Here is an 18,085-nt window from a genome sequence, read left to right on the forward strand (position 1 = left end):
CTCAGGAGGAGAAGAACGCCTCCGCCGCGCGGGTGAGCGCAACCAGATCGGCCGTGCCGGCGAGTTCGCGGGCGGAGTGCATCGAGAGGATGGGAATGCCGACGTCGACGGTGCGGATGCCCAGACGCGTCGCCGTGATGGGGCCGATCGTCGATCCGCACGGCACGGCGTTGTTCGAGACGAACTCCTGCGAGAGCACCCCCGCCGCGTCGCACCAGCCGTGCCAGGCGGCCGCGCCGGCGGCATCCGTCGCGTAGCGCTGATTCGCGTTGATCTTCAGGATCGGACCGCTGCCGAGGACGGGCTGGACGACGGGGTCGTGCTTGTCGGGATAGTTCGGGTGCACGGAGTGGCCGACGTCGCTGGAGACGCACCAGGATGCCGCGAGCGCCCGCAACTGCTCATCCCGGTCGGCCCCGAGCCCGCGCTGCACCCGCTCGATCACGTCCGACAGGAACGGGCCGGCGGCGCCGGAGCGCGTCGCCGAGCCGACCTCCTCGTGGTCGAAGACCGCGAGCATCGGGATGTGCGCGGTGTCGGACGGCGCGGCGACGAGGGCGGTGACACCGGCGTGGACCGAGGCGAGGTCATCGAGACGGCCGCTGGCGAAGAAGACGTCGTCCTTGCCGAAGACAGCCCCGCGGGCGGCATCGGCGGTGACGATGTCATAGCCGCGGATGCGCCCGGCGTCGACGCCGCTGGCGGCGGCGAGCTCGGCGAGCAGGTCGGCGGACGCGGCATCACCGAGCCCCCAGACGGGCTGGGTCTGGGTCTGCTTGTTCAGAGCGAGGTGGTCGTTGGCCTCACGGTCGAGGTGGATCGCGAGCTGCGGCAGACGCAGCAACGGCCCGGTTGCGGTCAACACGGCGGAGCCGTCATCGAGTACCAGATGCCCGGCGAGGCGCAGCTCGCGATCGAGCCAGGAGTTCAGCAGCGGGCCGCCGTAGATCTCGACTCCCGCCTGCAGCCAGCCGAAGCGACCGGTGGTCGGCTTCGGCTTGAGCTTCAGCGCCGGGGAGTCGCTGTGCGCGCCGAAGACGTGGATGCCGGTGCGCGCGCCTGCCCCGCGGGGCAGCACCCAGGCGATGACGGCGCCGTCGCGCACGACGACGTAGCGCCCACCCGGAACGAGCGACCAGCCCTCTTCCTCGACGAGCGAGGTGAATCCGGCATCCTCGAGGCGGCGTGCGACCTCCGCGGCCGCGTGGAAGCTCGAAGGGGACGCGGCGACGAAGTCGGCGAGGTCGTCGGCGTGGGCACGGACGGCAGCGGAGGCGGGCATCTTCTCAGCGTAGTTCGGGGCCTGTGCTCACGCCGCGCGGCGCCGCGTCAGCGCGCGCTGCACGAGCAGGGCGATCAGGCGCCACCCCAGCAGGAACACCGCCAGCACGATGCCCGCGACGATGACGAAGGAGACGGCGATACCCTGACTCGACACCACACGCAGCAGCATGCCGCCGGCGAGGGTGACGGCCCACACCGGCAGACCCGTGCGCGCCACCGCACGCGGCGCCCTCCAGGCCCGCGCGATCAGCCAGCCGAGCACCAGAGCCGCCAGGAACGGCCACGCCGTGATCGCAAGCCCCGTCCACACGTCGGAATCGTGGCTCGCCCGCCCGACGGCCGCGAAAGTCACGACCAGCGCGGCGTCGAGGACGAAGGAGAGGAGAACGGAGGCGGATCGCGACATTCCTCCATCCTCCTCCTGTCGCACGGCGGTCTCGGGCAGCGCGTGGGAATGCCGGCGCGGACACCGGGCGTTGCCACCGACATGACGACAGTAGGAATCATCGGAGCAGGACACATCGGCAGCGCACTCGCGCAGGGCCTCGTCGCCCGCGGCTACGAGGTGGTCATCAGCAACTCGCGAGGACCCGAGACCCTTGCGGACCTCGTCGCCCGGCTCGGTGCGACGGCGCGCGCAGCGACCCCCGCCGAAGCCGCGGAGGCGGCGGACTGGGCGATCGTCACCGTGCCGCTGAAGGCGATCGACGACATCCCGGCCGCCGCCTTGGCCGGCAAGATCGTCCTCGACACGAACAACTACTACTGGGAGCGCGACGGGCACATCGCCGCACTCGACGACAAGCAGACGACCACGACGCAGATGGTGCAGGACCACCTCGCCGGCGCGCACGTCGTGAAGGCGTTCAACCACATCCCCGCCGCCGCCATCCTCACCGACGGCGCCGCGGCCGGCACCCCGGGTCGCCGGGCTCTCGCCATCGCGAGCGACCATGCGGATGCCGCAGCCCTCGCGATCGCCGTCTACGACGAGTTCGGCTTCGACACGGTCGACATCGGATCGGTCGCCGAGAGCTGGCGCGTCGAGCGCGACCAGCCCGCGTACGTCGTCCGCCAGGACGCCGACGAGCTGCGCGCGAACCTGGCCCGCGCGACGCGCTGAGGCACGTCCTCAGCGCGCGACGATCTCGTCCGCGTTGTCGGCGATCCAGGCCATCAGCGGCAGCACTCGCTGTATGAGCTCGTCTCCGCGAGCAGTGAGGGCATATTCGACGCGCGGCGGCACCTCGGGGTAGGCGGTACGAACGACCAGCCCGTCGGCCTCGAGGGTGCGCAGCGTCGAGGCGAGCATCTTCTCGCTGATGCCATCGACCGCTCGCCGCAGCTGACCCCACCGGGCCGTGCCCTCGCTGAGCGCCAGCAGCACGAGGATGCCCCACTTGCTCATCACGTGATCCAGCACGGTGCGCGTGGGGCAGTTCTCGGTGAAGACCAGGTCGTGCTGGGTCCGGATTTCCGCGAGACTTACCGCCATGTAGGTACCTTACCGAAAAGTGGGTACCCGATCTCTGGAATGCGTGGGATGCCGGGCACGGTTCTTCTCCCCGGACCCCAACGAAAGGACCTCCCATGACCATCCTCGTCACCGGTGCCAGCGGGCACCTCGGCCACCTCGTCGTCGACGCACTGCTGTCTCGCGGCGCCACGGCATCCGACATCGTCGCCGGCGCGCGCACCCTCTCCGCGATCGACGACCTCGCCGCACGCGGCGTGCGCACCGTGCACCTGGACTACAACGACCCCGCCACGATCACGGCGGCTCTCGACGGCGTCGACACCGTGCTGCTGATCTCCGGATCGGAGGCAGGCCGCCGCTACGCCGGTCACAAGAACGTCATCGACGCGGCGGTCGCCGCCGGCATCTCGAAGTTCGTCTACACGAGCGTGTCGAAGGCCACGAGCTTCGACTGGCCGCTGGGCTCCGAGCACAAGGCCACCGAGGAGGCACTCGCCGCGAGCGGGCTGCCCACCGTCATCCTGCGCAACGACTGGTACACCGAGAACTACGCCGGCGACGTGCAGCGTGCTGCCGCGTCCGGGGTCATCGCGGCCTCGGTCGCCGAGGGCCGGGTCGCCCCCGCCGCCCGCGCCGACTACGCCGAAGCCGCCGCGGTCGTGCTCCTGGAAGACGGACACATCGGTCGGATCTACGAGCTCGCCGGCGATGCGAGCCTCGGCTACGCCGACCTCGCTGCCGCCGCGGGCGAGGCCCTCGGGCGGGACGTCGCCTATGTGCCGGTCTCGCGTGAGGACTTCGTCGCCGCGCTGCAGGGCTCGGGTCTCGACGCCGGGACCGCCGAGTTCGTGGCCAGCATGGAGGACGGCATCCGCGGCGGTGTCCTCGCCGACACCGACGGCACGCTGTCGCGCCTCATCGGCCGCCCGACGACCCCGGTCGTCGACACGTTCCGCGCCGCGCTGGCGGGCTGAATCGGAGGATCGAGGCGATCGGCCGCGCTCAGACCGGGCGCCCGATCGCCTCGAGCCACCGCAGCCACACCTCGCTGAGGGTGGGGTAGGCCGGCACGGCATGCCACAGCCGAGCCAGCGGCACCTCGCCGACGATCGCGATCGTGGCGGCCTGCAGAAGCTCCGCCGTGTCGGCCCCGACGAAGGTCGCGCCCACGAGCACGTCGCCGTCGGTGTCGACCACCGCCCGCGCCTGCCCGCGATAGTGGGCGGCGCGGGTACTCGCTCCCGCGATGTTCGCGAGGTCGTAGTCCACGACCCGCACCGCGAGCCCCTCCTTCTGCGCCTGCGCGGCCGTCATACCGACGGCGGCGACCTCGGGCGAGGTGAACACCACCCGGGGGACGGCGACATGATCGGCCGTCGCGACGTGCGTCCCCCACGGCTGGTCGTCGACCGCGGCCCCCCGCGCCCGTGCCGCGATGACGTCACCGGCCGCCCGCGCCTGGTACTTGCCCTGATGGGTCAGCAGTGCCCGGTGGTTGACGTCGCCGACGGCGTACAGCCAGTCGCTGCCGTGGACTCGCATCGTGTCGTCGACGTCGAGCCACGAGCCGGGCTCGAGGCCTGCGGTCTCCAGCCCGACGTCGCCCGTCCGCGGCACGCGTCCGGTCGCGACGAGGATCTCGGATGCCGTGACCGCTCCGTCTGCGAGCGTCACCGTGACGGTGCCGGTGCCGGCATCCCGCGACACCGCCTCGACCTCGGCGCCGGTGCGCACCTCGACACCGGCCGAGCGCAGATCTGCGGTTACGGCATCGCCGGCGAAGGGCTCCATCCCCCTCAGCAGGCCGGAGCGGGCGAGGACGGTGACGGCGCAGCCGAACGACGCGTAGGCGGTCGCCATCTCACAGGCGACGACGCCGCCGCCGAGGATGACCAGCGACGCGGGCACCTGCTGTGCGCCCGTCGCTTCGCGCGAGGTCCACGGATCGACCTCGGCAAGCCCGGGAATGTCCGGCAGCAGCGCCGCCGATCCGGTGCAGACGGCGACGGCGTGGCGGGCGCGCAGGACGACGGCATCCGTCCCGTCCTGGCGCACCGTGACCTCGCGCTGCGCGCTCAGGCGCCCGTGGCCGCGAACGAGAGCGATGCCGGCGCCGTCGAGCCACTCTACCTGACCGGAGTCGTTCCAGTCATGCACGATCTCGTCGCGCCGGCGAAGCACGGCCGCCACGTCGACGGGTCCCGACGGCGCAGCGGACAGGGCGCCCGGGGCATCAGCGGCGTCGGCGCGGGCCGCGCCCGCCCGCAGCAGCACCTTGGACGGCATGCACGCCCAATAGCTGCACTCACCCCCCACGAGCTCGGACTCGACGATCGCGACCGTCAGCCCTCCCTGCACGGCACGGTCGGCGACGTTCTCGCCCACCGGCCCGGCACCGATCACGATGAGGTCGTACTCTGCGGATTCCATCCCCCACGCATATCCGACTGTGACGCCAGATTCCAGCCCCTGTCACGGTGTCGGAGGGATGTGGTTGGGTGGATTATCCGAACCGGAGGACGTATGGCGATCGAGTTCCGCTCCGTCACGAAGCGCTTCGCTGACGGCACCACCGCTGTGGACGAGTTCAGCCTCGTCCTCCCCGCCCACAAGACCACCGTGTTCGTGGGCTCCTCGGGCTGCGGCAAGACGACGCTGCTGCGGATGATCAATCGGCTCATCGAGCCGACCAGCGGCGAGATCACGATCGACGGAGAGCCGATCCGCGATCGGAATCCCGTTCAGTTGCGCCGCGGCATCGGCTATGTGCTGCAGAACGCGGGACTGCTTCCGCATTTCAGCGTCGTCGACAACGTCGCCACGGTTCCGATCCTCAACGGCACGCCGAAGAAGCAGGCGCGAGAGCGTGCGCTCGAGCTGCTGGACATCGTCGGGCTCGATCGGTCTCTGGCCGATCGCTACCCCCGTCAGCTCTCCGGCGGACAGCAGCAACGCGTCGGCGTCGCCCGCGGTCTCGCCGCCGACCCCAACATCCTGCTGATGGACGAGCCGTTCGGCGCCGTCGACCCGATCGTGCGCAAGGAACTGCAGGCCGAGACCATCCGCCTGCAGCGCGACCTCGACAAGACGGTCGTCTTCGTGACGCACGACATCGACGAGGCCTTCCTGCTGGGCGACCAGGTCGTCATCCTCGAAAAGGGCGCCCACATCGCCCAGGTCGGCACCCCCGACGAGATCATCGCCGCGCCTGCCAGCGAGTTCGTCGCCGAATTCGTCGGCGTCGAGCGGGGCTCACGCGCCCTCACCGCGAAGAAGACCGCGCACGGCACCGTGCTCGTGGATGCCGCGGGCCGCGCACAGGGCGTGCTGGTCGACGGAGCGCCATGAACTGGGTCGTCAACAACCTCGATCTGATCGGCGGGCTGACCCTCGCGCATCTGCGCCAGAGCGCGATCGCGATCGTCGCGGCCTTCGTCATCGCGCTTCCCCTCGGCTGGGTCGCGTGGCGCTACACGGCCTTGCGGGGCTCGGTGCTCACCACGATCGGCCTGCTGTACACGATCCCTTCGCTGGGGCTGTTCGCGCTGCTGTGGGCGGTCTTCGGCATCCCCTACCTGTCGGAGAACAACCTCAACATCGCGCTGACCGTCTACGGCGTCGCGATCATGACACGCTCCGTCACCGATGGCCTCGACTCCGTCGACGCCGCCACCCGCGAGGCCGCCATCGCGGTCGGCTACGGGCCCTGGCGACGGTTCTGGACCGTCGACCTGCCGCTGGCGGGACCGGTACTGCTCGCGGGTCTGCGCGTCACCGCCACCTCCACGATCGCGCTGGCGACGGTCGGCATCCTCATCGGCGTCGAGAACCTCGGGTACCTGTTCACCAACGGCCTGCAGCGGCGGATCATCCCCGAAGTGCTCGCGGGCGTGGTGATCGTCGTGCTGATCGCCCTCCTCTTCGACCTGATGCTCGTCCTGGCGGGCCGCCTGCTCATGCCCTGGGCGCCCCACCGCGACGGCAGTCGGGCCGAGCGTCGCGCGTTGCGGCGCTTCGCGTCGGAGGGGGTCGCATGAACCTCTTCGTCGACGCCTTCGCGTGGATCTTCTCCCCCGACCGCCTCACCGGCTCGCTCCCCCTGCCCGAGGCGATCGCTCAGCATCTCGCGTTCACCTTCGGCTCGGTGCTCCTCGCCGCGCTCATCGCCGTGCCGGCCGGCTGGGCGATCGGCCACACCGGACGCGGACGGGAGTTCGCCGTCGCCCTGTCCGGAGCGGCGCGCGCGATCCCGACGCTCGGTCTGGTCGTGCTGCTGTATCTGCTGGTGGGCGTCGTCTACAAGAGCCAGGCCGCCGTCGTGGCCTTCGTCATCCTGGCGATCCCCTCCATCCTCGCCGGCGCCTACGCGGGCTTCGAAGCGATCGACCGCTCCACGATCTCCGCGGCGCGCGCGGTCGGCATGACCGGCCGCCAGATCCTGTGGAAGGTCGAGGTCCCGCTCGGGCTGCCGCTGCTGATCGGTGGCATCCGTTCCGCGACCCTCCAGGTCGTCGCCACCGTGACGATCGCCACCTACGTGGGCCTCGGGGGGCTCGGCTTCTACATCATCCAGGGCATCCAGCTGCGCGACACCGCGCAGATCCTCGGCGCCTCGCTCCTCGTCGTCGCGCTCGCGCTCGTGCTCGACGGCGTCTTCGCGCTGCTGCAGCGCATCGTCGTGCCCCCCGGGGTCGCCGGGCGCTCCGCCCGGCCGCGGGCGGCGACCCGGGCTGCCACGGCATCCTGACTTCCTCTCCACAGCACCCAACGAAAGGCACCCCTCATGTCCGCACTGCGCACCTCCCTCGTCGGAGCGCGCCTGGCCCTGGCGGCCACGGCGCTCACCGTCACCGCCCTCGCCCTCACCGGCTGCGGCTCCAGCAGCTCACTCGAGCAGCCCGCCGCCACCGGCGGTGCGACCGGCTCGTCCGAGACCATCACGATCGGCTCCCAGGCGTACTACTCGAACGAGATCATCGCCGAGATCTACGCTCAGGCACTCGAAGGCGCCGGCTTCACGGTGGACCGTAAGTTCAACATCGGCCAGCGCGACGCGATCGTGCCGTCGCTGCAGAACGGCACCATCTCGCTGACCCCGGAATACACCGGCAACCTTCTGCAGTACTTCGACAAGAGCACCACCGCGACGACCACCGAGGACGTGTACGCGGCCCTCAAGAAGGCACTCCCCGAAGGACTGAGCGTGCTCGACCAGGCGTCGGCGACCGACCAGGACTCGTACAACGTGACGGCGGCGTTCGCGGCGCAGCACAACCTCAAGAGCATCGCCGATCTCGCGAACGTGCCCAACCTCGTGCTCGGTGGCGCGCCCGAGCTCGAGCAGCGCCCGTACGGCCCCACCGGGCTGAAGGACATCTACGGCGTCACGGTGAGCTTCAGCGCCACGGCCGACACGACCGTCGACGAGCTCGTCGCGGGCGGCATCCAGCTGGCCGACGTCTACAGCGCCGACCCGAGCATCAAGACGAAGAACCTCGTCACGCTCGAGGACCCGAAGGGACTCTTCCTCGCGTCGCACGTCGTGCCGCTCGTGAACAGCTCCTTCCCCGCCGACGCGGCCGATGTGATCAACGCGGTCGACGCGAAGCTCACCCCCGAGGGCCTGATCGCGCTGAACGTCGAGTCCAAGGTCGACCAGAAGTCGACCAAGGACATCGCGGCTTCCTGGCTGAAGGCCAACGGCCTGGGCTGAGCTGTCGCGCCGCGTTTCGACTCGTCTGCGTTTCGACTCGTCGCTGCGCTCCCCGCTCAACGACCGGGGTTCCATCCCCCGGTCGTTGAGCGCGGGCAGCGCGTCGAAACGCAGACCACCCCCGGTCGCGGCTCAGAACGAGCGCAGACTCGCGCGCAGGCCGCCGTCCGACAGCTCGTCGCGCAGGATGCCGCGGCGACGAAGCACCGGAACGAGATCGTCGAGAGTGCGGTGGATCGTGACCGGGTGCAGGTCGCCCCACAGCAGCACGCCGTCGTTGCCCCACTCGCCGAGTTCCTCGATCATGTCGGCGAACTCTTCGGCGGTTCCGACGAAGCCGGTGCGATCCGAGATGCGCCCGGCTCGCGCGAGGGCGGTCAAGTGGGCGCGAAGGGGCGCCGTCGCGGCATCCCGATCTCCGATCAGCCGGCGGATCGAGCCCTGCGAGACATGCTCGGCGAACAGTCCCTCCGGCAGCGGGGCGTCCAGATCGAGCACGGTGAGGTCGGTCTCCAGGTCGCTGGACTGCCGTTGCGCGATCACGCGCAACACCGCATCGTCGGGGTGGGCCGACGCCGCCACGACGCGGTCGGCTTCCTCCGGCGAGGAGACGATGACCGGCTGGATCGCGAACATGATCGTGATGTCCGAGGGTGAGCGCCCGCGCTCGATCGCGGCGGCGTGGATCTTGGCCCGGTAGGCGCGCACGCTCTGTTCGGTGAGAGGCGCCAGGGCGAGCTGGACGTCGGAGTTCGCGCCCGCGAAGCCGAGACCCCGCCCCGAACCGCCGGGTGAGGCGATGACGGGTTCGCCGCGCTCGAACGGCACGGCGTTGAGCGGACCGTCGAAAGCGAAGTACTCGCCGCGGTGGCGTACCGAACGCAGCTTGGTGCCGTCGGCGTAGACGCCGGTCGCGGTGTCGCGCACGAGTGCGCCCTCTCCCCAGGAGTTCCAGAGCGCGCGGATCCCGTCAAGCCATTCCTCCGCGCGGTCGTAGGCGGCGTCGTGGCTCAGCTGCGGGGCGTCGCCGAAATGGCGGGCGCTTCCAGTGTCGGTCACGACGTTCAATCCGAGCCGGTCGTCGCTCAGATGCTGCAGCGTCGCGAACTGGCGGGCGGCCGTGTAGGGAAGGTACGCGGCCGGGTTGACCGTCGGGATCACACCCAGGCGGGTCGTCGCTTGGAAGAGGCACGGGGCCAGCAGCAGCGGGTCGAGCTTCGGACCGCCGAAGGCGTGCCGCACCCGCAGGTCGATGGTGTCGGGCGAACCGAGCGACGGGGCGTCCTCGATCAGCACGAACTCGAAACCGGCACGCTCCAGCTCTCGCGCCGACTGCTGATAGAGCTCGGGACGCGTCCACTGCCAGTTCCAGTCCAGGTACGGATGGCCCCAGCCGTGCGGGCCGAAGCCGCGCGCGAGGAACCATCCGAAGTGCTGGAGACGGCTCACGCGAGCACCGCGACGGGAACGTCGCTGGCGACCGACAGCGCCTGCGAAAGGTCGTCGATCAGGTCGTGGACATCTTCGATGCCGATCGAAACCCGCAGCGTTCCGGGGTGCACGCCGACGGCGGTGCGCTCGGCGTCGGTCAGAGCCGCGTGCGAGGTGGATGCCGGGTGCAGCACGAGCGAACGGACATCGCCGAGGTGCGTCATGTGCGTGAAGACCTCGAGAGCCTCGACGAACCGGCGCGCCGTCTCGACGTCGCCACGGAGGGTGAAGCTGAACACGGCTCCGAACCCGTCTGTGAGGTCTCGCACCGCGAGCTCGTGGTCGCGATGCGAGGCCAAGCCGACGTAGTCGACCGAAGCGATCTCCGGGCGGCTCTCCAGCCACTGGGCGAGGGCCTGGGCGTTGGCGCTCTGGCGCTCGACGCGCAGGCTGAGCGTCTCGATGCCCTGTCCGATCAGAAAGGCGTTCAGCGGCGACGACGTGGGCCCGAATCGCGGGGCGACCGACTCACGGGCATAGGCGATGCGCGCGTCCTGTCCCACCCGCTCGAAGAGGCTCGGCGCGCCGCCGCGACCCGCCGCGACCAGATGCGGGTACCGGTGCGCGACCGTGGCGGCGTCGATCCGGCCGCTGTCGACGATCGCGCCGCCGAGCACACTGCCGTGGCCCGCGAGGAACTTGCTCGCCGAGTGGACGACGACGTCGGCGCCGAGTTCGAGCGGCCGGACGAGGTACGGAGTGGCGAAGGTGTTGTCGATGACCAGAACGATCCCGTGCCGATGCGCGAGCGCGGCGAGCGCCGGAATGTCGACGAGTCGATTGCTCGCGTTCGAGATCGACTCCGCGAACAGAGCACGGGTCGTCGGGAGGATGGCGGCCTCCCACGCGGAGAGGTCGTCGATCTCGCTGACGAAGTCGGTCGTCACGCCCAAGCGCGGCAGGTTCTCGCGCAGCAGCCCGCGCGTGCCCTCGTAGATGTGCGTCGAGGCGACGATGTGCTGGCCGGCCTCGAGCAGCGAGAGCAGCGCGACCGTCGTGGCCGCCTGTCCGCTGGCCAGCAGCAGCGCCTGCGAGCCGCCTTCCAGCGCGGCGAGGGTGTGCTCGACCGCGTCGATCGTGGGGTTGCCGATGCGCGTGTACGCGTAGCCCTCTCCCCGACCGAAATGCGCGGCGGCGTCGTCGTACTCGCCGAACTCGAACCCCGCGGTGAGATAGATCGGCGTCGCACGGGCCGCCGCGATCGCGCCGTCGTCTCGCCGCGGCCGGTCATGCAGCTGCCGTGTGGTGAATGCTCGCCTGCTCACGGGTCCTCCTGTCGGCATCGACGGATCGGGCGTCGATGACCGACCCATCGTCGCGGTCAGGCGAGGTGGAGGACCAATCGCGTTTCGTCGTGTGACGGCCCACTCAGGCCGACGCCGCTCCCGCCCGCGACAGCGCGCGCAGCGCGAGGAACGTCACCCATCTGGAGGGCTCACCGACCTCGACATCCAAGGGGAACCACACCTCGCCGGGAAAGTGAAACCCCTGCAGCCAGCGACCGTCGCTCTGACAGCCGGCACGCACGATCTCGAGAGTGTCGGCGGCGCGCGGATCCAGAAGGATGCCGTCGTGCACGGCCGCCGCGGTGACGTGGTCGGCGGCCTTCAGCGCACTGAACGGCGCTCGGTAGGGATACACGAGCAGATCCGTCCAGGGTCCGACCTGTTCGCCGGTCGACAGGCGGGTGCGCAGACGCCGGGCGAGCAGGTACTCCTCGCCTCGTCGCCGCGAGGCCGCCACAGAGCTGTCACCGGTCAGCTCCTCGTACGCGAGCAGGCCGCGCACGGCATTGATCGTCGAGTGGAACGATGAGCGCACCGACCCGTCGACCCACTCGCAGTTCCAGCCGCCGTCCGGCAGCTGATGAGCGGCAAACCACGCGGCGAGCGGCGACATGTCGCGACCCAGCCACGCCCCGTTCGCCAGCGTCATCGCGTTGATGCAGACATCGACCTCACCGTCCCAATAGGGCAGATCGTCGTACTCCCAACGGGCGCTCACGGCCAGCCGGTCGGCCGTGTCGCCGAGCGCGGCGGCATCCATCCCCCACTCGCGCAGGGTCGTCAGTGTCCAGGTCGTCGCGGTGTACGGCTGACCGGGAATCTCATCCTGGGTGGCGAAATCGAAGCCGTCCGGAAAGAAGGCGCCGCCCGCCCACTGTCCGTCGGGGTCCTGATACGAGAGCAGACGCGCGGCGTCGCCCTCGAGAGGGATTCGGGCGCGCGTCGCGCGCCACACCTCGGCGGGTTCGTCCAGGAGGTCGCGCTCGACCTGCCATCGCAGCGTGGGGTCCGAATCGAGCAGCCAGTCCCGAACGGTCTCGTCGATCATGCGCACACCCCTCCCTCGCCAGACCCGCGCGCCTCACCGCGCCCGTTGGACGGGAACACCGAGCCAGTCGGCCAGATCACCGATCTCGGCGTCCACCATCTCGCGCTCCTCGGGTTCGAGCTCGATGAACTCGTGCACGGCGGTCACCACGAGGTTCTCTTTCTTCTTGTCCAGCTCGGCATCCAGAAGACCGACGAAGCGATCACCCACGAGGATCGGGTGTGCGAAGTATCCGTAGCGACGTTGGGCCTTGGGCTTGAACTGCTCCAGCACGAAGGAGAACTCGAAGAGCTCGGTCAACCGTGGACGGTCGAAGAGCATGCCGTCGTACGGATTGAGGATCGCCACCCGACCTCCGGCGTCGTCGTCGAGCGCGGCGAGTGCTGCCGGATCGACCCGCCATGACCATGACGATCCCTCGACCGTTGCCGGCTCTCCCACGGTGCCCACCGGCGTCCATCGCGAGTTCTGCCGCGCGATGCCGGCGGCCTGCAGCCGGCGCTGCTGCAACACGCGCGCCGCCTCGTCGGGATCGATCACGGGCACGTCGGCGTACACCCGCTCACCCAGGTCCCACACACGCTGCCGGCCCGCGCGACCGACGACCGCCGCCTCGCCGACGTAGGACAGCAGGTCGAGCATCCGCGGCACCTGGTTCGAGCCGTACCAGCCGGCCTCGTCCTTGTGCGCGACCTGGCTCGTATCGTCGATCTGGCCCGCCAGCAACGGGCCGTCGGCGCGCAGGCGCGCGAGAACGTCTGCGCGAAAACGCGCATTCGCCTCCAACCAGCCCGCCGCCTGCGCTCGGAACACCCGCGCACGCATGCCTGCGAGCAGCGCAGGCCGCAGGGATGCCGCGTGGAACTGCCCGTCGAACTCGAACAGCGTCCGATCGTCCTCGACCGCCTTGGTGAGCTGGCCGGGTTCGTACCCCCAGCCGACCCGGGTGAACGGGATGGTCTGCTCAGCGGGCGCGATCGTGGCCGTGGGATCGATCTTGATCGACCCGAGCTGTTCGCCGACTTCGACGACGTCTCCGGGGCGGTCGGCGTCGAGCAGCTGAGCGCGCACGGCGATGCGTCGCGCCTGCTCCCGACTCAGGTGATGCATGCCGCGAGCGTACTCGCCGTCACGGACACGCGCCGCTGCCCGTGCCGCCGTCAGGCCTCCGTGGCCGGTGCGAGTGCACTGTCGACGGCGACGCGCTCATCGAACACGAAGCAGTCGCCGCGGTAGTGCGCCTGCCCCTGCGCAGCGAACCACCCCAGGATGCCGCCGTCGAGCTGCCAGGCCTCGACGCCCTCCTCGCGAAGGACGAGCGCCGCCTTCTCGCACCGGATGCCGCCGGTGCAGTAGCTGATGACCGTCTTGTTGCGCAGCTCGCCACGATGTGCGGCGACGGCATCCGGAAACTGCGTGAAACGCTCCAGCCGCCAGTCCAGGGCCCCTTCGAAGGCACCGTCGTCGACCTCGAAGGCGTTGCGGGTGTCGAGCATGACGACCTCGCGGCCCGCGTCGTCGTGCCCCTGATCGAGCCAGCGGCGCAGCGTCTCCGGCGAGACCACCGGAGCGCGCCCCTCTGCCGGGCGGATCGTCGGGCGGTCCATCCGGATGATCTCCCGCTTGAGCTTCACCAGCATCTTGCGGAACGGCTGCGCGGAAGACCAGCTCTCGGTAGCCCGCAGCGGGGCGAAGCGAGGGTCGGCGCGAAGCTCGTCGAGGTAGGCGCGCAACGACTCAGCCGCACCCGCCAAGAAGAGATTGATCCCTTCTTCAGCAAGGATGATCGTCCCCTTCAGCCCCGCCGCGACCGCCCGCTCCCGCAACGGCCCGCGCAGTTGCGCGGCATCCGTGAGCGCGGTGAACAGGTAGGCGGACACGTTGAGCACGGCGGGAGCGGCAGACACCGTTCGAGCCTACGGCGCGCTCACATGTCGGTCGGAGTCCACTCCGAGACCTCGTCGAGCTCGGCCACCTCGTCGGCCGTCAGCTCGACGCGGCCGCCGTCGAGAAGGTCGGCGACCTGCGACAGCTTCGAGGCCGACGCAATCGGGGCGACCACGGTCGGCTTCGCGCGCAGCCAGCCGAGGGCGGTCGCGGCGATCGACACGTCGTGCGCGGCGCCGATCCGCTCGAGCACCTGGATGATCTGAAGCCCCTGGGGGGTGGCGTACACGGCCGCTCCCTGCGCGCGGGGGGTATCGTGCGCGGCGGCATCCGTCGAACGGTACTTGCCCGTCAGGAAGCCCTTCGCGAGCGAGAAGTACGGCACCAGCGACAGGCCGAACTCCTCGGCGACCGGCACGATGTCGTTCTCGGTCTCGCGGTGCACGAGGTTGTAGTGGGGCTGGATGGCGACGGGTTCGGCGACGCCCAGCTCGCGGGCGATGCGCACCCACTCGCGAATGCGGTCGGCGGAGTAGTTCGACACGGCGGTGTAGCGGACGAGACCGTCGGACACGAGCTGGCCGAAGGCCGCGACCGTCTCCTCCAGGGGCGTGTCGGCGTCGTCGAAGTGCGCGTAGTACAGGTCGATCGACTCGACGCCCAGGCGCTCCAGCGAAGCCTCGGCGGCGGCACGGACGGTGGATGCCGCGAGTCCCTTGAACTGCGGATGCTGGCTGACCTTGGTGGCCACGGTGACGTCGGTGTGGCCGCGCTCGGCGAGCCAGGCGCCGATGATCGTCTCGCTCTCGCCTCCGGTGTGTCCCGGCGCCCAGGCGCTGTAGGAGTCGGCGGTGTCGATGAAGGTGCCGCCGCCGGCGTGGAACGCGTCGAGGATCCGGAAGGACTCCTCGCGGTCGGCCGTCCAGCCGAACACGTTGCCGCCGAGGGCGAGGGGGAAGACGTCGATGTCGGTGTGCGCGATGCGGGTCATGCTTCGATCCAACCACCGCCGTGGCGGAGGTGTTCCCCGGGTCTTACGCTGACGTCATGATCGGGGCTGCCGTGATGTGGTTCTTCCTGGTGATCCTCAGCGCGGCACCATTGTGGTTCTGCTGGTATGCCTGGGACACGGCGCGCCGACGCCGGCGAGGCGAGGCCGTCTCTCGGCCGTCCGGCGGCTCCTTCGGGTTCGACGAGGTCTGGCGTCCGAGCGTGGCAGAGGCGCAGGCGGTGTGGGAAGCCGAGCAGATCACTCCGGCCCCCGCCCCGATTCCCGGTGACGGCCCGGGCGTGATCGCGGACGGTCGCATCGTGATCGAGACCGGCCTTCGGCCCCCGCGCGCCACCACCGCAGACCAGAGGCGTAGCCTGGAGGGGTGAGTATCGGGAACGGCCCCCGACGTGCGGGCCAGAGGGAGGTCATCGGCGAGCTCTTCGCCGATGAGAGGTGAGTTCGCCTCGGCGCCGTGAGCCGCGTGTCAGACGCGCCCGGCGCCGAACGTCGACCTCGCTTCAGGGATGCCGCCAGGGCATCCGCTCTTACGACCTCACGAAAGGCATGCTCATGCACGCACTCACCGAAGCGCAGATCCGCGCATCGCTCATCAACGTCACCCAGTCCGAGCGCCGCAGCCTCACCCTCCCGAACGGCGTCTCCGACACACCCTGGGACGCGCTGCAGTTCTACGGCGCACGCGACCGCAAGCTCGCGCTGGTGGGCTACGTCGTCGTCGAACTCGACGGGGAACCGACCGGGCTGTTGCTGCGACAGGCCGACGCGCGACCGAAGAGTCGCGCGCAGTGCTCGTGGTGCAACGACATCCATCTGCCCAACGACGTGCTGCTGTTCACGGCCAAGCGCGTCGGCGACGCCGGGCGGCGCGGTGACACGGTCGGCACGCTCGCCTGCGACCGCTTCCAATGCAATGAGAACGTGCGACGCCGCCCCGCGTCGGCATACATCGGGTTCGACGTCGAGGCCGCGCGCGCGACGCGCATCGCCGCGTTGCGCGGGAACGTCGAGGCCTTCGTGCGCAGCGTCCGCGACGGCCGTTGACCCATTCAGCGGAATGGATATCGGAAGCGTAGCGTTGTCGTCATCATGCAACGTTTCGGAACTCTCTCGTTCGGCCACTACGGCCCGCTCGGCGGCGGTCGCGAGCTGACCGCTGCCGACATGCTGCACCAGGCGATCGATCTCGCGCAGGGCATGGACGATCTCGGTGTCAACGGTGTCGCGGTGCGGGTGCACCACTTCGCCCGCCAGCAGGCCGCCCCGATGCCGCTGCTGGCGGCGATGGCCGCGAAGACGAAGCGGATCGAGGTCGGCACCGGCGTCATCGACATGCGCTACGAGAACCCGCTGTACCTCGCCGAGGAGGCGGCCGCGGTCGACCTCATCTCCGACGGTCGGCTGGCTCTCGGCGTCAGCCGTGGGTCACCCGAGACGGTCGTGCGCGGCTACGAGAAGTTCGGCTACACGGCATCCGACCCGCGCGGCGCCGACCTCGCACGAGAGCACATGGACCTGTTCCTGCGCGCGATCGACGGTGAGGGCCTGGCCGAGCGCGACGCCAACTCGCCTTTCGGCGGCGGTCACGGACTGCAGCGCATCGAGCCGCACGCGCCGGGTCTGCGCTCGCGCGTCTGGTGGGGCGCGGGCTCGCGCGACATGGCCGAGTGGGCGGGACGCACGGGACTGAACCTGATGTCCTCGACCCTCGTCACCGAGGCCGACGGGCGCCCGTTCGACATCCTGCAGGCCGAGCAGATCGATCGTTTCCGCGCCGCGTGGGCCGAGGCGGGCCACGCCGGCACGCCGCGGGTCTCGGTGAGCCGCTCCGTCTTCCCCATCACGACCGCGGAGGACGAGCTGTACTTCGGCCACAGCCAGGAGGGCGACGGCATCGGCTACATCGACGGCTTCCGTTCGACGTTCGGCAAGACGTATGCCGCCGCGCCCGACGTGCTCGTCGACCAGCTCCTGCAGGACGCCGCGGTCATGTCCGCCGACACCTTGATGCTCACCATCCCGAGCCAGCTGGGCGTGGAGTTCAACCTGCGCATCATCGAGTCGTTCGCGACGCACGTCGCGCCCGCCCTCGGCTGGCAGTCCACCCTCGCGTCGGCCTGACCCCGTCGCTCGCGGGTTTCGCAGGTGCAGATCCGAATCCGGTGCGCGCGCGGCGAGCGCCGGGGCGACCTTGCGCGGAGGCTGACGATGACCGACGCTGGTCGTCATGAGCCGTGTGCGCCTGGACCTGAACATCTCCCTCGACGGATTCGCGACGACGACCGATCAGACCCCGGAGAACCCTTTCGGTGACGATTGGGGGCGCCTGACCCGCGACTACACCGCGACGCGAACGTTCCGGGAGCGCGTGTTGCACGACGACACGGGCGCAGGGACCACCGGCGTCGACGACGCGTATGCGCAGCGCTACTTCGCCGACCTCGGCGCCGAGATCATGGGCGCGGGCATGTTCGGCCTGCACGAGCACGGCGACGACCCCGACTGGCGGGGATGGTGGGGGGACGAGCCGCCGTTCCGCGTGCCCGTGTTCGTGCTCACCCACAAGCCGCGGCCGTCCATCGAGATGGCCAACGGCACGAGCTTCCGCTTCATCGATGCGTCAGCCGAGGATGCCCTCGCCCAGGCGCGCGCCGTCGCCGCCGGGGGTGACATCCGTATCGGCGGGGGCGCCAGGACGGCGCGCTCCTTCCTCGATGCCGGGCTGGTCGACGAGCTGCACGTCGCTGTCGTGCCCATCATCCTGGGGCGCGGCATCCGCCTCTGGGACGACCTGCGCGGCCTGGAGAACGGGTACGAGGTGCGCGCCGAGGCAGCCGAAAGCGGCGTGACCCACCTCACGTTCCGCCGCTGAGGGATCGGGAAGGCA

20 protein-coding genes are annotated in these 18,085 nt (G+C 70.2%); 10 read left to right on the forward strand and 10 right to left on the reverse strand.

Features of this window, described 5'->3' with window-relative positions; translation table 11 throughout:
• Nucleotide 1: 1 nt before the first annotated feature.
• Both JOE53_RS10055 and JOE53_RS10060 read right to left on the reverse strand, forming a co-directional pair.
• A complete protein-coding gene (locus tag JOE53_RS10055; protein WP_204947609.1) occupies nt 2–1,282 on the reverse strand; it encodes a M18 family aminopeptidase in 1,281 nt (426 codons plus the stop codon).
• 27 nt (nt 1,283–1,309) lie between these two features.
• Nucleotides 1,310–1,690: a DUF3054 domain-containing protein gene (locus JOE53_RS10060; protein WP_005051347.1), complete on the reverse strand. Its 381-nt coding sequence runs from the start codon at nt 1,688–1,690 to the stop codon at nt 1,310–1,312.
• 15 nt (nt 1,691–1,705) lie between these two features.
• Here JOE53_RS10060 and JOE53_RS10065 point away from each other — a divergent pair, with 15 nt between their 5' ends.
• Entirely contained in the window at nt 1,706–2,407 is a 702-nt protein-coding gene (locus JOE53_RS10065) for an NADPH-dependent F420 reductase (protein ID WP_373876961.1), read from the forward strand.
• Nucleotides 2,408–2,416: 9 nt separating this feature from the next.
• Here the strand turns inward: JOE53_RS10065 and JOE53_RS10070 are convergent, their stop codons facing one another.
• Complete coding sequence (locus tag JOE53_RS10070) at nt 2,417–2,779, reverse strand: winged helix-turn-helix transcriptional regulator (RefSeq protein ID WP_204947612.1); 363 nt, start codon at nt 2,777–2,779, stop codon at nt 2,417–2,419.
• A 95-nt stretch (nt 2,780–2,874) separates the two neighbouring features.
• Between JOE53_RS10070 and JOE53_RS10075 the strand changes: the two genes are divergently transcribed.
• Nucleotides 2,875–3,735, forward strand: coding sequence for an NAD(P)H-binding protein (locus JOE53_RS10075; protein ID WP_204947613.1), 861 nt, complete (start codon nt 2,875–2,877; stop codon nt 3,733–3,735).
• 28 nt (nt 3,736–3,763) lie between these two features.
• Here the strand turns inward: JOE53_RS10075 and JOE53_RS10080 are convergent, their stop codons facing one another.
• Entirely contained in the window at nt 3,764–5,191 is a 1,428-nt protein-coding gene (locus JOE53_RS10080) for a dihydrolipoyl dehydrogenase family protein (RefSeq protein ID WP_204947615.1), read from the reverse strand.
• A 93-nt stretch (nt 5,192–5,284) separates the two neighbouring features.
• On the opposite strand from JOE53_RS10080, the gene JOE53_RS10085 reads away from it, so the two are divergent.
• From JOE53_RS10085 to JOE53_RS10100, 4 genes are read left to right on the forward strand one after another with little or no spacing between them, the layout of a single operon-like run.
• Complete coding sequence (locus JOE53_RS10085; protein WP_204947617.1) at nt 5,285–6,109, forward strand: ABC transporter ATP-binding protein; 825 nt, start codon at nt 5,285–5,287, stop codon at nt 6,107–6,109.
• Nucleotides 6,106–6,798 (forward strand): ABC transporter permease, encoded by a 693-nt coding sequence (locus tag JOE53_RS10090; protein ID WP_204947619.1) that lies wholly within the window; start codon nt 6,106–6,108, stop codon nt 6,796–6,798. The genes JOE53_RS10085 and JOE53_RS10090 overlap by 4 nt, the downstream gene beginning before the upstream one ends.
• On the forward strand, nt 6,795–7,508 hold the full coding sequence (locus JOE53_RS10095) for an ABC transporter permease (protein ID WP_204947621.1): 714 nt from the start codon (nt 6,795–6,797) through the stop codon (nt 7,506–7,508). The genes JOE53_RS10090 and JOE53_RS10095 overlap by 4 nt, the downstream gene beginning before the upstream one ends.
• A gap of 36 nt (nt 7,509–7,544) precedes the next feature.
• Nucleotides 7,545–8,474: an ABC transporter substrate-binding protein gene (locus tag JOE53_RS10100; RefSeq protein ID WP_204947622.1), complete on the forward strand. Its 930-nt coding sequence runs from the start codon at nt 7,545–7,547 to the stop codon at nt 8,472–8,474.
• A 132-nt stretch (nt 8,475–8,606) separates the two neighbouring features.
• Here JOE53_RS10100 and JOE53_RS10105 read toward each other — a convergent pair whose 3' ends face one another.
• From JOE53_RS10105 to JOE53_RS10130, 6 genes are all read right to left on the reverse strand, one after another.
• Complete coding sequence (locus JOE53_RS10105) at nt 8,607–9,923, reverse strand: LLM class flavin-dependent oxidoreductase (protein WP_204947624.1); 1,317 nt, start codon at nt 9,921–9,923, stop codon at nt 8,607–8,609.
• A complete protein-coding gene (locus JOE53_RS10110; protein ID WP_204947626.1) occupies nt 9,920–11,230 on the reverse strand; it encodes an O-acetylhomoserine aminocarboxypropyltransferase/cysteine synthase family protein in 1,311 nt (436 codons plus the stop codon). Before JOE53_RS10110 ends, JOE53_RS10105 begins: the two co-directional genes overlap by 4 nt.
• A gap of 103 nt (nt 11,231–11,333) precedes the next feature.
• On the reverse strand, nt 11,334–12,299 hold the full coding sequence (locus JOE53_RS10115) for a squalene cyclase (protein WP_204947628.1): 966 nt from the start codon (nt 12,297–12,299) through the stop codon (nt 11,334–11,336).
• Between the two features lie 33 nt (nt 12,300–12,332).
• Nucleotides 12,333–13,409 (reverse strand): DNA glycosylase AlkZ-like family protein, encoded by a 1,077-nt coding sequence (locus JOE53_RS10120; RefSeq protein ID WP_204947629.1) that lies wholly within the window; start codon nt 13,407–13,409, stop codon nt 12,333–12,335.
• A gap of 50 nt (nt 13,410–13,459) precedes the next feature.
• The gene (locus JOE53_RS10125; RefSeq protein WP_204947630.1) at nt 13,460–14,206 is read right to left on the reverse strand and encodes a sulfurtransferase; all 747 of its coding nucleotides are present in this window, start codon (nt 14,204–14,206) and stop codon (nt 13,460–13,462) included.
• 20 nt (nt 14,207–14,226) lie between these two features.
• Complete coding sequence (locus tag JOE53_RS10130; RefSeq protein WP_039411528.1) at nt 14,227–15,177, reverse strand: aldo/keto reductase; 951 nt, start codon at nt 15,175–15,177, stop codon at nt 14,227–14,229.
• A gap of 56 nt (nt 15,178–15,233) precedes the next feature.
• Here JOE53_RS10130 and JOE53_RS10135 point away from each other — a divergent pair, with 56 nt between their 5' ends.
• From JOE53_RS10135 to JOE53_RS10150, 4 genes are all read left to right on the forward strand, one after another.
• Nucleotides 15,234–15,566, forward strand: coding sequence for a hypothetical protein (locus JOE53_RS10135; protein WP_204947632.1), 333 nt, complete (start codon nt 15,234–15,236; stop codon nt 15,564–15,566).
• Nucleotides 15,567–15,750: 184 nt separating this feature from the next.
• Nucleotides 15,751–16,242: an FBP domain-containing protein gene (locus JOE53_RS10140; RefSeq protein ID WP_204947633.1), complete on the forward strand. Its 492-nt coding sequence runs from the start codon at nt 15,751–15,753 to the stop codon at nt 16,240–16,242.
• Nucleotides 16,243–16,287: 45 nt separating this feature from the next.
• Nucleotides 16,288–17,319: an LLM class flavin-dependent oxidoreductase gene (locus JOE53_RS10145; protein ID WP_204947635.1), complete on the forward strand. Its 1,032-nt coding sequence runs from the start codon at nt 16,288–16,290 to the stop codon at nt 17,317–17,319.
• A 106-nt stretch (nt 17,320–17,425) separates the two neighbouring features.
• A complete protein-coding gene (locus JOE53_RS10150) occupies nt 17,426–18,070 on the forward strand; it encodes a dihydrofolate reductase family protein (RefSeq protein WP_204947636.1) in 645 nt (214 codons plus the stop codon).
• Nucleotides 18,071–18,085: the final 15 nt, after the last annotated feature.

The sequence above is a fragment of the Microbacterium laevaniformans genome (assembly GCF_016907555.1).
In the GTDB taxonomy this organism is placed as follows: Bacteria; Actinomycetota; Actinomycetes; order Actinomycetales; family Microbacteriaceae; genus Microbacterium; species Microbacterium laevaniformans.

What these genes read in the sequence shown, in the direction of transcription:
- JOE53_RS10055 (WP_204947609.1), bottom strand. Translation starts at nt 1,282, where the DNA reads ATGCCCGCCTCCGCTGCCGTCCGTGCCCACGCCGACGACCTCGCCGAC.
- JOE53_RS10060 (WP_005051347.1), bottom strand. Translation starts at nt 1,690, where the DNA reads ATGTCGCGATCCGCCTCCGTTCTCCTCTCCTTCGTCCTCGACGCCGCG.
- JOE53_RS10070 (WP_204947612.1), bottom strand. Translation starts at nt 2,779, where the DNA reads ATGGCGGTAAGTCTCGCGGAAATCCGGACCCAGCACGACCTGGTCTTC.
- JOE53_RS10075 (WP_204947613.1), top strand. Translation starts at nt 2,875, where the DNA reads ATGACCATCCTCGTCACCGGTGCCAGCGGGCACCTCGGCCACCTCGTC.
- JOE53_RS10080 (WP_204947615.1), bottom strand. Translation starts at nt 5,191, where the DNA reads ATGGAATCCGCAGAGTACGACCTCATCGTGATCGGTGCCGGGCCGGTG.
- JOE53_RS10085 (WP_204947617.1), top strand. Translation starts at nt 5,285, where the DNA reads ATGGCGATCGAGTTCCGCTCCGTCACGAAGCGCTTCGCTGACGGCACC.
- JOE53_RS10090 (WP_204947619.1), top strand. Translation starts at nt 6,106, where the DNA reads ATGAACTGGGTCGTCAACAACCTCGATCTGATCGGCGGGCTGACCCTC.
- JOE53_RS10095 (WP_204947621.1), top strand. Translation starts at nt 6,795, where the DNA reads ATGAACCTCTTCGTCGACGCCTTCGCGTGGATCTTCTCCCCCGACCGC.
- JOE53_RS10100 (WP_204947622.1), top strand. Translation starts at nt 7,545, where the DNA reads ATGTCCGCACTGCGCACCTCCCTCGTCGGAGCGCGCCTGGCCCTGGCG.
- JOE53_RS10115 (WP_204947628.1), bottom strand. Translation starts at nt 12,299, where the DNA reads ATGATCGACGAGACCGTTCGGGACTGGCTGCTCGATTCGGACCCCACG.
- JOE53_RS10120 (WP_204947629.1), bottom strand. Translation starts at nt 13,409, where the DNA reads ATGCATCACCTGAGTCGGGAGCAGGCGCGACGCATCGCCGTGCGCGCT.
- JOE53_RS10130 (WP_039411528.1), bottom strand. Translation starts at nt 15,177, where the DNA reads ATGACCCGCATCGCGCACACCGACATCGACGTCTTCCCCCTCGCCCTC.
- JOE53_RS10135 (WP_204947632.1), top strand. Translation starts at nt 15,234, where the DNA reads ATGATCGGGGCTGCCGTGATGTGGTTCTTCCTGGTGATCCTCAGCGCG.
- JOE53_RS10140 (WP_204947633.1), top strand. Translation starts at nt 15,751, where the DNA reads ATGCACGCACTCACCGAAGCGCAGATCCGCGCATCGCTCATCAACGTC.
- JOE53_RS10145 (WP_204947635.1), top strand. Translation starts at nt 16,288, where the DNA reads ATGCAACGTTTCGGAACTCTCTCGTTCGGCCACTACGGCCCGCTCGGC.
- JOE53_RS10150 (WP_204947636.1), top strand. Translation starts at nt 17,426, where the DNA reads ATGAGCCGTGTGCGCCTGGACCTGAACATCTCCCTCGACGGATTCGCG.